This window comes from Desulfobacterales bacterium, from assembly GCA_034003325.1.
Lineage (GTDB): Bacteria > Desulfobacterota > Desulfobacteria > Desulfobacterales > JAFDDL01 > JAVEYW01.
In genome coordinates, this window is the sequence record JAVEYW010000007.1 from 63942 (window position 1) to 77988 (window position 14047).

The 14047-nt window shown below is 53.2% G+C and carries 13 protein-coding genes; all 13 read right to left on the reverse strand.

The features are described 5' to 3' along the window. Positions 1-11 precede the first annotated feature (11 nt). On the reverse strand, positions 12-605 hold the full coding sequence (locus RBT11_09220) for a lipocalin family protein (GenBank protein MDX9786944.1): 594 nt from the start codon (positions 603-605) through the stop codon (positions 12-14). A 92-nt stretch (positions 606-697) separates the two neighbouring features. Next, the gene (locus RBT11_09225) at positions 698-1453 is read right to left on the reverse strand and encodes a methyltransferase domain-containing protein (GenBank protein MDX9786945.1); all 756 of its coding nucleotides are present in this window, start codon (positions 1451-1453) and stop codon (positions 698-700) included. A gap of 593 nt (positions 1454-2046) precedes the next feature. Continuing rightward, positions 2047-2532 carry a carboxypeptidase-like regulatory domain-containing protein gene (locus RBT11_09230; GenBank protein MDX9786946.1) on the reverse strand — a complete coding sequence of 162 codons (486 nt, stop codon included), beginning with the start codon at positions 2530-2532 and terminating at the stop codon, positions 2047-2049. 26 nt (positions 2533-2558) lie between these two features. Continuing rightward, positions 2559-3977: an amino acid permease gene (locus RBT11_09235; protein ID MDX9786947.1), complete on the reverse strand. Its 1419-nt coding sequence runs from the start codon at positions 3975-3977 to the stop codon at positions 2559-2561. 117 nt (positions 3978-4094) lie between these two features. Next, positions 4095-4979 carry an SAM-dependent methyltransferase gene (locus tag RBT11_09240; protein MDX9786948.1) on the reverse strand — a complete coding sequence of 295 codons (885 nt, stop codon included), beginning with the start codon at positions 4977-4979 and terminating at the stop codon, positions 4095-4097. 41 nt (positions 4980-5020) lie between these two features. Further along, a complete protein-coding gene (locus RBT11_09245; GenBank protein MDX9786949.1) occupies positions 5021-5890 on the reverse strand; it encodes a DUF4198 domain-containing protein in 870 nt (289 codons plus the stop codon). 63 nt (positions 5891-5953) lie between these two features. After that, entirely contained in the window at positions 5954-7957 is a 2004-nt protein-coding gene (locus RBT11_09250) for a TonB-dependent receptor plug domain-containing protein (protein ID MDX9786950.1), read from the reverse strand. 61 nt (positions 7958-8018) lie between these two features. Continuing rightward, positions 8019-9380 (reverse strand): tetratricopeptide repeat protein, encoded by a 1362-nt coding sequence (locus RBT11_09255; GenBank protein ID MDX9786951.1) that lies wholly within the window; start codon positions 9378-9380, stop codon positions 8019-8021. A 76-nt stretch (positions 9381-9456) separates the two neighbouring features. Beyond that, complete coding sequence (locus RBT11_09260) at positions 9457-10152, reverse strand: TonB family protein (protein MDX9786952.1); 696 nt, start codon at positions 10150-10152, stop codon at positions 9457-9459. A gap of 10 nt (positions 10153-10162) precedes the next feature. After that, positions 10163-10582, reverse strand: coding sequence for a biopolymer transporter ExbD (locus RBT11_09265; protein MDX9786953.1), 420 nt, complete (start codon positions 10580-10582; stop codon positions 10163-10165). Positions 10583-10730: 148 nt separating this feature from the next. Further along, the gene (locus RBT11_09270; GenBank protein ID MDX9786954.1) at positions 10731-11342 is read right to left on the reverse strand and encodes a MotA/TolQ/ExbB proton channel family protein; all 612 of its coding nucleotides are present in this window, start codon (positions 11340-11342) and stop codon (positions 10731-10733) included. After that, a complete protein-coding gene (locus tag RBT11_09275) occupies positions 11339-12772 on the reverse strand; it encodes a MotA/TolQ/ExbB proton channel family protein (protein ID MDX9786955.1) in 1434 nt (477 codons plus the stop codon). Before RBT11_09275 ends, RBT11_09270 begins: the two co-directional genes overlap by 4 nt. Further along, positions 12769-13545, reverse strand: coding sequence for a DUF3450 domain-containing protein (locus tag RBT11_09280; GenBank protein ID MDX9786956.1), 777 nt, complete (start codon positions 13543-13545; stop codon positions 12769-12771). The genes RBT11_09275 and RBT11_09280 overlap by 4 nt, the downstream gene beginning before the upstream one ends. Positions 13546-14047: the final 502 nt, after the last annotated feature.

A 14047-nucleotide genomic window follows, 5' to 3' on the forward strand; every position in this document is an offset into this window, starting at 1 on the left:
CGCTACCTCATTTATTCACATGTCCTGCGGGGCCGAACATGGTAATCAGACGCGCGGCTTTTTGCAGCGGCTGAATTAGCATTGTTGGGCGATTTTCCGTGATCGACAAATATCAATTTGCTCGTGTCGAAACCCGATGTTGCTGCTTTTTCTATAAGCGCAACTTTTATATCTTCTTTTAATATTGGGCTTCTTGATAGAATCCATAAATAAGACTTGTTTGGGCCGCATACGAGTGAATATTGGTAATTCTCATGATCAAGTCCAAAAACGACATAAGAACCATAAAATGGGCCAAAAAAAGAAACTTTCAGATAACCCTGGTTCGATCCTTTCACAAAATAAGCCGTTCCTTCGGCTTCTTTCCACGAGTCCGTTTCAGCAGCGTACCCACGATTCATTACGCTGACACCACCATCATCCCGCAAACTGTAATCTGCTGTTACGTGGGTCAAGCCGCGCTCAAATGAATGATCCAGTCTCGCAATTTCGTACCACTTGCCCAGATAGCGCGCTATCTTGAAATTATCTACTGGTTTTACATTTTGGGGTATTCCAACACACCCCATTAGGAATAAAAAAAATATTATTGATAGTTTCTTCATCTCTTTTATTTGTTAGACTCTAACGCCGCGCTCACCGGCAATTTTGGAGCGCAGCGGAAAAATTGTCCGAGTGTAGCGCCTTGTTATGGCTTTTACGCATTGAACTTTCTCGCGATATATACGCCGTAGCTGTAATGCGCTTTGTAGTTTTCATAAAGTCCGATTTCGTGGCGCTCTGCCTCTACGATTGAACGAGCCTCTTCGCTATTTCCGTTCCGACTTAGGAAGGTCTGAAAGTTGGAGCGCATTGGCTCGTAATAATTGTCAAGCCAGCAATGTTCGGGCAAAACGAAGTAGCCAATTGGTGAATATCCATTATCTTCCAGCACTTTCATCTTTGCTGATGCCGTGTCGATTTCGGGATATTCCCTGTTCCAATGATTTTGAAGCTCCTGAGGACGAGCGCTTGTAATCCAGGTAATCTCTGAGGCAATAAGCAGCCCACCTGGCTTCAGGTAGCGCCTCCAATCTACGACGCCTTTTTTAAAGCCGATGTTGTAGATCGCGCCCTCAGACCAGATAACATCAAACTCCTCTTCCTCTAAAGGTAGCTTTTCCATTGGAGCGCAAAGAGGAGTGATTTTTTTCTCAACGCCCTCACTCTGGGTTCTGGTTTTCAGAACATCCAGAAAATCTTGAAGGAGGTCGACAGCCGTAATTTTGGCATTTAGCAAGCGGGCTAAAATCAACGTAGAGGCACCTGTGCCACAGCCAATATCGGCAATATTCAATGGCATATCCCGGTTTAGACCGGCAAGGTCAATCGCCCGCTCGGTCTCGGCATCACCTCCTGGCCCCTGACGGTTTGCACCTTTATGAAGATCTATAAGTAATTCAAATTCGTCCACTATCGTATCCTTATTGGCTTGTAGCCATAACATTATATTATACGGTCTAGAAAAAATAGCAATTACACCGGAATCAACCGCCTATACCGAAAGCCAGCCTTGGTTTTAAAAATTATCATCAATTTATATTACAGCATAATAACCTATATTAGGGCAAATTCGCCCGTTTGTTTATACGGCGCAAACATGCCATCAGACGGAGTCCTGGACCGTATGGCAAATTTGCCATAATCCATTTATTCCCTGTCATTTGGGAGAGGAGCGTCTTCATCTCATCTCGTGGCAATACCTTCGGGGGGAGGGGTTTTGAACGCCTGGCCCAAATAACCCGTTTGATCCATTGAACATAAGCGAAAAGATGGGACATTATGATGTGAAGCGATCATAAAACGGCGGTCAAATCAATTCGACGATTCAGCCAATACCCGGAACATAAAACATGACCTATCGGCACCGCTTTTCTATATTGCCTTCGGTTGCTTGTATTCGAATCGACTTTCAAAATCAATGCAGAAAATGCCCGTAATGCTGCTTCCCTAGTCATTTGATCCTTGTGCGATTTAAAACAAACGCTCATGGACATACGATCCAACTCAGAATACCTTTATCCCGGCAATGGTTCGGCGCGCCCTCCAGCCATACAAAACCCCGCACAGGCCGAAAATAACCGACAGGCCGACGATGATCTTAAGCGGCCGGTTTGCGCCCTCGGCCGCAGCAACCGGTGAACGAACCCCTTCCGTTGTCTGCGCCGCCGCTTCGCCCCCTTCAACCGCGATGTCAAGGCTCACTTGATGCCCCATGCCGTCCGAAACCACCGCCCGCCATTGGCCCGGGCCATCCGGCTTGAACAGAAAACGGCCGTTGCGATCGGTTCGGCCACTTTGAAAAATCGTCTCCGAGCCCGGCGACTTTATCTCAACCGCCGCATAGCCCATGGGTTCGCCATCATCATATTGGGCGGCCACACACCAGGCTTCCGCTCTCTCCACCCATCCTTCAACCCCATGGGACCAGGCCGTTGCGGCCGAAAGCCACACTACCCCCCAGCATCCCATCGATAAAAAAAATGATTTCACACGCATGTCCTTTTCAGATAAACGCTTCACTTTTTATTTTCAACCGGTTTCAATTGCGCCAAACCGCTTTTCCGGGATTGCCTTCGCTCAAAGAAAGCATAAGCAACCATCCCCAGCCCGATGGTTGCCAACCCGAAAAGGGCGGTTACCGGCCGGCTTTTAACAGAATAAAGGATAATCCATAAATTGCAGCCAATAAACACCAGCGGTGTCACCGGGTATCCCCAGGTGTTGTACCCCTTTTGTTCTTCCAAAGACATCATTCGAATCCGCATCAACCCGATCACGGTCAGCGAAGCAAAGAGAGACAGGGTAAAGCCGATGTAAATCAGCAGCGTTTCAAAGGAAGCCGACAAAACCATTACAACGGCAATCGCCGCCTGCAAGAAAATGGAGGAGGCCGGCGTTTTATGCGCTGAATTGAGCTTACCGAAGACGGGAAAGAACACGCCGTCCTTGGACATGGCGTAGTAAATCCTTGGCCCTGTCATCACCATGGCGCTCAGAACAGATAAAATCCCCAGCGCGACAGCGCCGCTGAAAATTCGGCTCACGTTCTCGCCGAAAAGATGAATCGCGGCAGTAGCACCGATCTCCATCACCCCGATCATCTCCCCGGGTGAAACGGCATAGATGTATATCAGGTTCAGAAAAAGGTAGAGAAGAATCACCACCGCGGTGCCGATAAAAAGCGCCCGGGGAATATTGCGTTTCGGATCGATGATCTCAGATCCCAGATAAGCGGCCGCATTCCATCCGCTGTAGGCAAATGAGACAAAGATAAGCGCGATGGCAAACTTCTCGGCGGACAGGGGTGAAGAAAGCGTTTGGGTCGCTTGAAGGTGATTGAAAGAACCGTTACCGGAAAAAAAACCGGCGATGAGAAATGCGACCACGAGGAAAACTTTAAAGAGGGTGAGCAGGTTTTGCACGCGGCTGCCCATCCGCAAGCTATGGTAGTGAACCAGGGTAAAGAGGCAAATAACGCCGATGGCCGCAAAGGTCGCGGGAGAAAGGGTGATGAGGTTCACTCCGAAAAGACCCACCACGGTTTTCTCCCCCGCCGGAATCGAAAACGCCTGAAAAAAATAGCCGCCAAACGCAATGGCTGCCGCCGCGATGGGCGCCGAAAAGCCGACAATGAGGGAGATCCAGCCGGATAGAAATCCCACGGGTTTTCCGAAGCTCTCTCTTAAAAAAACATATTCACCGCCAGCCTTGGGAAACCGCGCGCCCAGCTCGCCGTAGCAAAGCGCGCCGCAAAGCGCAAAAACGCCGCCGCAAAACCAGCACAGCAGCAGGGCACGAGGATTCCCCAGCTCGGCCATGATGAAACCAGAGGTTGTGAAAATCCCGGTTCCCACCATGTTGGCAATGACAAGGATCGTAGCGGAAAACAAACCGATTTCCCGGCTCAACCCATTTCCGTTCATTGCATTTTTCATAAAAATAGACTCACCTGCTCAAAAAAAGAAAAATATGTTACATCCCTGCCCGTATTATTTTAACAAACCGCAAGGGCAAGGCATTATGGGGGCACGACGCGCCGTGCCCCTGAGGGTTCACGAACCACTATTAAACCGCCTGGTGAGAAAATCCCCCACATAGATCATGTATTCAAAATCCTTGTTTTCTTCCTTGACGGCGTCGAGGATCGTATCAAGGGTAGCACGAATTACCTGCTCCTTTTCCCGATACCCGGCATGCCGCACGATGGCAATGGGAGTGTCCGGCGGATAATGGGTCCTTAATTGCTTGACCACTTCCGGAATATTTAAAAACATCGTGAAAAAGGCCATGGTCGCCTGATGCCGGGCCAGGTTCTCGATGCTGTCCGGGCCGTCGTAATCTTCACGGCCGAAAGAAGCGGTCAGAATCACCGAATGGGCCTTTTTCCCCGAGGTCACACCCTTTCCCAGGGCTGCATTGGCGGCATTAAAGCAGCTTATCCCGGGGATTATCTTCGGCTTTAAATCTTCAAAGGCCTCCATGTACCACATATTCGGCCCGTAAATGGTAGGATCCCCGCTATCCAGAACGGAAACGGTTTTGCCTTTCGCTACGGCCTCGCGAATGATGGCGGAAATCTCGTTAAACTGCTTCATTTTTTCTTCATAGTTGAAGCGCTTGTTGCCTTTGGCCTGTTCCGCGGTTTTTCCGTAAACGCCGAAAATACCAAATCCGGTGTCATGAATTTCCTTTCCCTGCAGCAGATCCGGAAATTTTTTCCGGTCCCGCTCACCGCAAAAGATGATGTCCGATGCCTTGATGGTGTTCACGGCACGCAGCGTGATATTATCCGGGTCACCACTTCCGATACTGACCAAATACAGATGCGTAGGTGCCGTCGCTTCGGCCCGAACCTGGGGAACAGCGCCCGCCGATAGGATGAGTAAGCCTGTAACTGCCGTCATTATCCATTTTCCAATGGAAGAAAAGGGTATCATTAACATCTCCTTCGTCTTTATGCGTTTCATGATGGGGGTAATCAGGGGGTTGCCCCGATTTCCAAGGTAAAGGCCATATGATACATATGTTCATCGCAAATCTGTGTATCCGCGAAAGGCGGCTTATGGGACAGCAGAATCATCCAGTAACCCGATCGATCCAATGGAACCACAGCCTCTCCGGATTCGTCGGTAACGGTTTCCACCGGAAACCGTTTGACCGGGGGCTTGCCGCTTTTGCCCGCCTTCTCGTCGGCGCCGGCTTTGGCATTCTTTTGGACGGCCCCGTGCGACGCCATGTCCTGGCTTTCAAAACCCGCATAGGTGGCCTTTACGGAAGCATTGGGGAGTGGTTTCCCGTCGAACAGCACCCTGACGGCGAGTTTGTCGCCTTTTCCCGCCGTTTGAAGGTTGGTCAGCGGAATCATCTCCAGGGAATTCCCGGTGAAATAGCCGAGATTCTTATCCGTTCCGCCGGCCATGATCACCGTTTTGGCCTCGATATGAAAATTGGTGCATTTGATGGGGTTTTCAACCGACTTTTTATCACCCCATTTTCTACCCTCGGCCGTCATCGTGAAAAAGCCGGGTTTGATTCCGGCGAGGATCTGATAGGCCCCCGCTTTTTTAATGGAAAGTTTGTAGAACGTGGCCGATGTCTGGGTCAGGGCTACCGGCAGGCCGTCGGGGTCCACCGCGCTGATGGATTCCACGCGATCCGCCTTAACTTCCTGATCTACCCGGTCAGCGGGGTATTTGTGTCCCCAGCCGATACCGATCGTCACGGTGGAGCCGACCTGCGGGTAGTAATTATCGGGATTGAGCCATAGGTTGTGAGCCATGGCGGATTGGCAAATCACCATCAACGACAAGGTGGCAATAACCATAATGATGCGGATTTTGGCTTTCATTGAATTCCTCCATTCAAGATAATATTTTGAAAATATTACGTTTGAGTAACCGGCCGGTCGCCCCTACAGCTTCATGCTGAACGAGACGCCGAAGGTTTGGTCCATGGCCGGATACCCTGTTGAATTGTAGTATTCTTCATCGAAGAGATTTTTGACATAAACGCTTACCACCCCGTCGCTGAGCCAGCCGGCCTTTTTAAAAAGCGTTTGGCTGACACCAAAATCAACCACATGGTAGGCGTCAATTTCCTGCTCGCCGATGAGAATCTCATCCTCCCAGATTTCCGTGATCTCGTCGCTCTGGTAGGCATAATCGAGCTGCAACTCGGTGTTTTCAAACAGCGCGTACCGCAACCCCGCGCCGATGCGGTGCTCGGCTCGCTGGTCCACATTGGTTGCGCCCACGACTTCGTCGCCCTTGTTCTTTAAATCCTGCCAGGCATAGGTCAGGTAAAAGGAAAGCGCATCGGTCAGATAGCCGCCCAATTCCAAGTCCACCCCCTTGCGATCGACCTGCTCCACATTGACGCTGCTGGCGATGAAATCTTCGATCTCGTAAAAGGAGTAATCAATTTTAAAGGCGATATCCCGCCATAGCCTGCGGGAAAATATCAGGTCGTAGCCGATGCCGTGCTCGGGATCGAGGTTCAGGCCGAGCGGCCGGCCCTGGGGATTGTAAATCCCGTGCGCGTCCGGGCCGTGCCAGATACGGCTGACGCCCGCGGACAAGGAGGAATCCCGCAGCCAGGATGCAAGCCCGTCCAATTTCCAGGTAGCAAAGGATTTGGGCATGAACCCATCAAAATGCCGCTCGACCAGTCCGTTGTTGGTGATCCATATGTTCAGATCCTCGTAGCGGGCACCCAGCTTCACATCCAGCGAGGGCAGAAGCTGCCACCGGTGCTGAAGGAAAGTGCCGTTTTTGTCGATACGCTTGGTTTTGCTGTCGTTGAGGCCGTCATCATACATTCGGACGGCATCATACCCCACAATGGTCGAATGATCGGATGACCAGCGAATCTCATCCTGAATTTTACCGCCCTGCTGCCACCAGTCCGTGTCCATATGGGTTTTTGCCGTTGCCGTGCGGTTGGCGTAATAGGCGCGGTCACGATTGTCTCGACCGTAATAAGCGCCCAGCGTCAGTCGACCGACGGGCAGAGATTGCTCATAATTGAGGCGGTAGTTTTTGGATAGACTGTCCCAGGTGGGTTGCTGATAGGGGTCGAACAAGCCGCCGATGGTTTGCGGATAGTCCGGGTCATAATCGGTACCGTCGCTGGCGGGGTTATGCACGGGCGCAAGCCGGTCCACATCGGAATAAGAGGCGCTGATGGTCACAAAGCCGTCGGACGGCAACACGACGCCAAAGCGGCCGTAAACGGTGTCTTGGTCGATCTCGTTGTTACGCAAGTAGCCGTCGGTCTCGTATTTCCGATAGGATAGATCATAAGTGAAGACCGTGATGCCGCCGCTCACCGAGGTGTTACTGATAAAAGTATCGTAAGCGCTGTAGCCGGTGCTAAAATTGAGTTCCGGCTTGATGCTCTCCCTGCGCCGGGGCGCGCGGCTGATGAAATTGAGCACGCCACCAATGGCCTTTCCATCGTACATGGCCGAATGCGGGCCGGGCAGAATTTCGATTTTATCGATCAAAAAGGCGGGCAAGAGGCTATAGTCAACAATATTGGTGGATTTTCGACCGCCGGTTTTCTGGACAGTAAGATTGTCCAGGGCCGTGACAAACCGTTGACTTTCAAACCCCCGCAGATAGATGCTGTCAATGCCGGGGTCCAAGTCCGATTCTCCCCGAAAGTCGATGGCCGCCTGCGTTTTCAGCACATCCAGAATACTGTTGGGAACGCCGATGCTGGAAAAGGCGTCCACCTCGATCAGGGTCCTGGCGGGGGTCAGCGAAATGCCAGGCGCGCCGGTTTTATCCTTGACCAATACGTCCTCTAATTGTTGCACCCCCTCATCCGGTTGAATCTCGGATGCCTTTGGGCTGGATACAAGCATTACCGAGAAACAACTCAACCACAATAAAAGAATACCCATCCGTTTCATTTTTTTCGTTTTCTCCTTTTTCGTTCCTCATTTCTCCAGATTCAGTCAGCGTTTACCTACATCACAGATTCGTGTTCTCCTTCTCAGAGGCCATCTTCGGCAGTCTCTGCATCGCGAGCCGGGCAGCCGTGCGATGCTGGTCAAAGGCGGCCGCTTTCTCAAAGGCGAGGCGGCAGGTGGGCACATCGCCATCCTGAAGCGCGGCGTATCCGGTCATGAGCCAGGCGCGGCCTTTTTGTTTTGATTCCATTCCCGCAACCTGCCGGTAGGCCTGCGCCGCCGCTTTAAAGTCAGAAAGACTGTACAGAAAATCCGCTTTCAGCATGAGCAGATTCGGCTCTTCGGTTTGAGGCGCAAACTGTTGCAATGCATTCAGCGCCGCTTCGAACTGCCCCATTTGTTGCAAGGCCACCATTAGGTTTTGCAGCAACCGGTCGCTATAGTGGTTCCGTAAACTCGCCTCGTACAATGGCGCGGCTTTGACCGGTATGCCCAGTTGCAAGGACAGGTCCGCCAAGAGTTTCGTTTCCTGATCCGTCAGGGGGGTGAGATAACTGTATATCATCAGCGCAACCAGCGCGGGCTCGTGTTTTCCGTCCTGCAATTCCACATGCGCAAGCGCCTTCCACCACTTGGCCCGGGTGGGCGCCTCTTGAGTGAGAAGCCGGGCATAACTGCGCGCCTCGGACCGCATATCAAGCTGCATATACTGCTTAAGCAGAATCTCCTGCCACTGAATTTTCTTCTCGTCGGTACATTGTTCGGCCATACGGCGAATCAGGGGTAGCGCCTCTTTCGGGCGGTTCGCCGTGAGCAGGGCGTGAATGAAGTTTTCGCGCCACTCGGCTTGAATCTTATCGGCGTGCTCGCTGAAAAGCCGTTGAAAGGCTTCGATGCTGCGATCATGCTGCTGCGCCATCAGGAAAGCGGCCGCGCTGTAATAAAGATACTCCGGCTTTTTATTCACAGCGGCGTCATAAGCCTTGGTGTAACTTTGCGCTGCCCGGGAAAAATCGCCGAGATCATAGCTGGCTTTGGCCAGATTCAGCCATGCGGAAAGGTGACCCGAATCTTTTTTCAGCGTCTCTTCAAAGTTTCGCACGGCCTGCTGATAATTGCCTTTAAAAAGATAGCAGGTTCCCAAGGTGAAATAGACTTCCGGATGGTGGCGCCCATTGGGATCCGCCCCGGTTCCGTCAGAAGATTCAGCCTTTGCCTGAAACGCTTTTAGGATGTCAATGGCCCGATCATAGGCTTTTTCATTCATTTGGGCGATCGCGGCTGAAAGCGCTGCACGAGCCCGCGTGGGAATGGCATTCGGATCGGTCGCCGCTGCTGCCCGCCGCAAATAAAAGCCGTTGCCTGCCATCACGAGCATCGTTGTTATCAATGCGATTTGAAACCGTATGGTCATGGGCTTCATATGGGCCTCATTGAGAACCTAAAAAAATTCATTGCCATGGTTGTCGCCGCTATTGGGCGGCCACATAGGGCCGCCCCTACTCCAATTCAAATCGAACCGTCGTTTCCGCCCAAGCCCTGACCGGCCGGCCTTCCACCGTACCCGGTTTGAACCGCCAACTGGAAACGCAATCCATCACGCTTTGATCAAAAACCCCGGCCGGCTTGGCACCTTCAATCGAAACCTGTTCCACATTCCCCAGTTCATTGACCAGGATTCTCACCTTCACCCACCCCTGAATGCCACGGCGTTTGGCGCTCATGGGATAGACCGGTGGAACACGGCCCAGGGGCGTCATCGGGCTATCCAGATCCGCCGCCTCAAAAGGCTCCTTCACATCCAACGCGTCGATATCAGCCGGTTTCATGGGCGGCAGATTCAGCGTGGTCGGTCCGGCGGGAAGCCGGGGGTTGATTTCAAAGGGAAGGCTCAGCTTCGTCATGACCGGTTGCTGAACCACCGGCTGAGGCGTTAACGGGTCCTGTTTTGGCGCCACCTCGGGCGTTTTTGCGCTTTTGCGATGCACCGCCGAGTCGGGCCGCTTAATACGAATGACGTTGATTTGAGAAATCATTTCCTCATAGGCGGGCGGCGCCGAATCTCGATGCAACAAAAAGGGCATCATGGCAAAAAGCGCCAGGTTCATCGCCAATGCAATGGCCGCCGCCCACATTCGGGTAACCCAGTTGCGCCGGGTCATCACGTCAAGATAGCTCAACTCCTCACTCTTCACTTTTCACTCTTCACTCCGTTTCCGGCAAACTCGCCGCCAACGACACATTTTTCGCGCCGGCAATCCGGCATCCGTCCATGACCATGATGGCCGTCCCGGTGGTGCTGGTTTTGTCCGCCACCACGATCACGGCCCCTTCCGGGTTTTCGGCCAGGCCGCGCTCCACGTTCGCCCGCACCGCGCGCACATCGATCTCCCGGCGGTCCATAAAGATTCGGTTGGCCGAGTCGATGGCGATCATAATGGTCGCCTTGGCCTTACTGACCGCCGTAGCGGCTGTCGGCCGCTGCACATCGATGCCGGTCTCCTTCACAAAACTGGTCGTCACCATAAAAAAAATCAGCAGGAGAAACACCATGTCGATCAGAGGGGCCATATTCAGCTCGCAAACGGCGCGTTTGTTTCGTCTGGCAGCGGTTATGTTCAGCATGGTTTAAGTTTCCTTATATAGTAATTAGCTGATAGCTGATAGCTCATAGCTCATAGCTGATAGCTGATAGCTGATAGCTCATAGCTGATAGCTCATAGCTCATAGCTGATAGCTCATAGCTCATAGCTGATAGCTCATTGCTCTGCGCTCAAAGATACCGTCTCAAATAATACGCCACCACGCCGATGCGTTGCCGCAAATTCCGGGCGCGGCGCTCCAGAAACCCTTTCATATAAAGCCCGGGAATCGCTACGAGCAATCCGGTCTGCGTGGTGATCAGCGCTTCGGAAATCCCCCCGGCCATGGCTTTGGCGTTTCCCGTGCCGAAAACCGCCAGCACATCAAAGGTGGCGATCATGCCGGTGACGGTACCGAGCAATCCCAACAGCGGCGCGATGGAAGCCAGTACCCCCAAAACCGCCAGATAATCGTTCAGGGACCGGCTCACCTTGAGTACGGCTTCATCGAGAATAAACCGGTCCAAATCGTGGTTTTCGCTTCGGCGGCTTAAAAACTCGGCCACGAGCAGGGAGACGACACCGCGAAACCGATGGGGATCCGGCATGCGGTTTTCACGCACATGCGCTCTTGCTTCGGCCGCGCTCATGGTTTTCCGGTGCAACCGCGCGAAAAAAAGCGCCCGGTCCGCGATCAGCAGCCACATCACCAGGCTCACCAGGGCCAAGGGCAGCATCACCATGCCGCCGGCGTTGAAATAGTCCTCAAGCTGCCCGTAACAGGTTTGAAGCCACGCCATCATGCAACATCCCGGCTCTTATGGACGATATTGACCAGGGCCACGGCCTTTTCCTCCATTTGGCTGATGTGCTTTTCCACCGCCCGGTTGAGCAGGGTGTGGGCCAGCATGATGGGAATCGCCACGGATAGCCCCAGCATGGTCGTCACCAGGGCTTCGGAAATACCGCTCGACATCAGGCGCGGATCTCCGGTGCCGTGCTGCGTGATCACATGAAAGGTGCCGATCATGCCGGTCACGGTGCCGAGCAGCCCCAGCAGCGGCGCAATGGCGGCCAGCATTTCCAGGGTGGAAAGGAAGCGCTCCATCAGGGGAATCTCCCTTAACATCGCTTCTTGCAACGCGTTTTCTATCTCCGCTCGCCCCATGTGACGGCAGGCAAGGCCGGCCGCCACCACCCGTGCAACGGGTTTGCGTTCATAATCTGAACAAAGCTTCCGGCAATCCGCCCAATTGCCGTCGGCAACCAGGCCTTGGATTCGGTGCAGCAGCCCGTCGGCATCAAAACGCCTGCGAAATAAAAAAATCACCCGTTCCATCACAATGACCACGCCAATGGCCAGAATGCCGAAAATCGGCCACACTATAGGTCCGCCCTTGGGAATGAGTTCCCGGAACTTCAGCGCATGGGTCAACTGCTGCAACGCGCCGCCGCGTGAAATATCCATGGGCACAGCCTCGCTGTGACCGTCCATATAGTCCACCAACTGGTCTTGTGTTCGGCTCGCGGGCAGCCGGGAAAGGGCAAAGAGCTTTTGACCGGCGGGGGAATAATTTAAAAACCCTACCTCCTCGCCGGTGCGGTATGCGGCCGTAAAGTTTCCGATGGAGAGAATCTGCGCCTCGATGGGTACGCCGGCGCGGTCCACCATGGCGCCCTGTTGAAGACGAACCTCGCCGGAGGTCTGAATTTCATTGATCAGCATGTCCACCATGGCGCGAATATCTTCCATGGCCGGAAACCGGGACTGCTCGGTGATGGCTTTCAAAACCGCATCCCGGCGCGGTTTAAGGGCCGATTGCAGGTTCTGATCGATCATCGCGCCGATGTCCTTGGCGTTGATGCGAATAACGCCCACCAGTTCCCGCACCGTAGCCTCCGTTTCGGAAGACTGCGCGGCAAGTTGTTTCTCCTTTTCAAGCAGTTGCCGATGTTGCGCTTTAAGCTGCGCAACGGTTTGGGCGCGTTTGTCGTTTTGAGCCATTAGATGCGATATGGCCCGTTTCAACTCGCCGCGATCATTGGCAATCCGCTCGCGTGCGGCGGATGCGGCCTTTTCGGCGGCCGCCTTTTCAGCCGCCGCTTTTTCCAGTAACGCCTTTTTATCCTGCTGCGCCCGCATGTGTTGGTCACGCATGTCATCGGCATGTGCCGCGCCAAAACCCAACAACACCACGAGCCCGATTCCCATCATGATTCGTTTTGATTTCATCGCTGCGCCATCCTTCCCAACGGCAAGGTCAACAACTCGATCGGCCGCCGCTTGGCACCGATGTCAATAGCGGTTCCGACAGCGCGGTTAAACGCATCGGCGAGCGGGCGCCATTCGGCCGCCGCAACATCGTAAGCACCGCATTCCTTTCGATCCAGACTCTGGTAGAAGAGACCGATTCTTCCCAAACGGAAGATATTGACCAGACGCGAGGTCCCCGCCACGGACAGGGTCTCTTGATACACCTCGACGCTATTGCCGTATTCGGCCTCCACCAGCAGCGCCTCCATGACCTTTCGGTACTTTTCGCTGACCGTCACGCCCGGATCCGTCATGAGTTCCGTCAGCCGCTCGATTCGCTGCGTGCGTTCTTTCACCAAAAAGGGCATATCACTCAAAACCTGCTTCTTTAAGCGATTGACCAGCTCCTGAAGAAACGGCAGGATCCGGCTGGATATCTCTTCCGTGTCGCGAAGTTGCTTTTCCATGGACGCAATCCGCACCTCGGCTGCGACCGTTTCCGCCTGCAATTGTTCTGACGTAATCCGCAGCCGCTTCTCTTCCTCTTGCAACCGGTCATAGGCAGCCAGTAGTGCCTGCTTTTCGCTTCGCCACCCTTCCTCCTCCTTTTGCGTGGCCTGACGGGTGTCGACGGCCTGCTGAACGGATTTTCCGATCTCTTCGGCGACTTGATTTGATTGCGCCAAGACCGGTAAAGTGCCCCCCGCCACCCAAGCCATCATAAACACCGCAACCAGAATTCTCGAATACACACGAACCTCCCCCTGCCGTTATGAGGCACAATTGGCCCATTCTCTACAAACCGATAACGGCTGCCCGGTTTGCCGAAAAAAAAAGCCACGAAGAATCCTTCTCTAAGAAAGAGAAAAAGAAACCTTCGTGGCTTTTTTGATTATCTTTTCCCGCAACCGGGTTCCGAAACACACAGGCGCCCGGCTTACGAGTGATCTATTTTCACTGACGGATTCGGCCCTTCCCCATTATATCCCGCCGAACCCAGTTTTATGGGAATCCGAGAAATTGCAAGGGAAGCGCACGGCGATTTCTACCGCCGAATATGCTGATTCTCCTAACGGATGAATTCTTCCTTGTCAACTACTTTTCACCACTATTTTCCGCTGTCTATTCTCTACCATTGCCGTCGGGTTTACGCTTTCAAATCACCGGAAAACGACCGCAAGCGTTGCGCCGATAGCAAAAAAAGAGCCCGGATAGAAAAGCCGAGAGGCACGAACAAATCGGGCTAACCGACCA

What these genes read in the sequence shown, in the direction of transcription:
- RBT11_09220 (MDX9786944.1), bottom strand. Translation starts at nt 605, where the DNA reads ATGAAGAAACTATCAATAATATTTTTTTTATTCCTAATGGGGTGTGTT.
- RBT11_09235 (MDX9786947.1), bottom strand. Translation starts at nt 3,977, where the DNA reads ATGAAAAATGCAATGAACGGAAATGGGTTGAGCCGGGAAATCGGTTTG.
- RBT11_09240 (MDX9786948.1), bottom strand. Translation starts at nt 4,979, where the DNA reads ATGATACCCTTTTCTTCCATTGGAAAATGGATAATGACGGCAGTTACA.
- RBT11_09245 (MDX9786949.1), bottom strand. Translation starts at nt 5,890, where the DNA reads ATGAAAGCCAAAATCCGCATCATTATGGTTATTGCCACCTTGTCGTTG.
- RBT11_09250 (MDX9786950.1), bottom strand. Translation starts at nt 7,957, where the DNA reads ATGAAACGGATGGGTATTCTTTTATTGTGGTTGAGTTGTTTCTCGGTA.
- RBT11_09255 (MDX9786951.1), bottom strand. Translation starts at nt 9,380, where the DNA reads ATGAAGCCCATGACCATACGGTTTCAAATCGCATTGATAACAACGATG.
- RBT11_09265 (MDX9786953.1), bottom strand. Translation starts at nt 10,582, where the DNA reads ATGCTGAACATAACCGCTGCCAGACGAAACAAACGCGCCGTTTGCGAG.
- RBT11_09270 (MDX9786954.1), bottom strand. Translation starts at nt 11,342, where the DNA reads ATGATGGCGTGGCTTCAAACCTGTTACGGGCAGCTTGAGGACTATTTC.
- RBT11_09275 (MDX9786955.1), bottom strand. Translation starts at nt 12,772, where the DNA reads ATGAAATCAAAACGAATCATGATGGGAATCGGGCTCGTGGTGTTGTTG.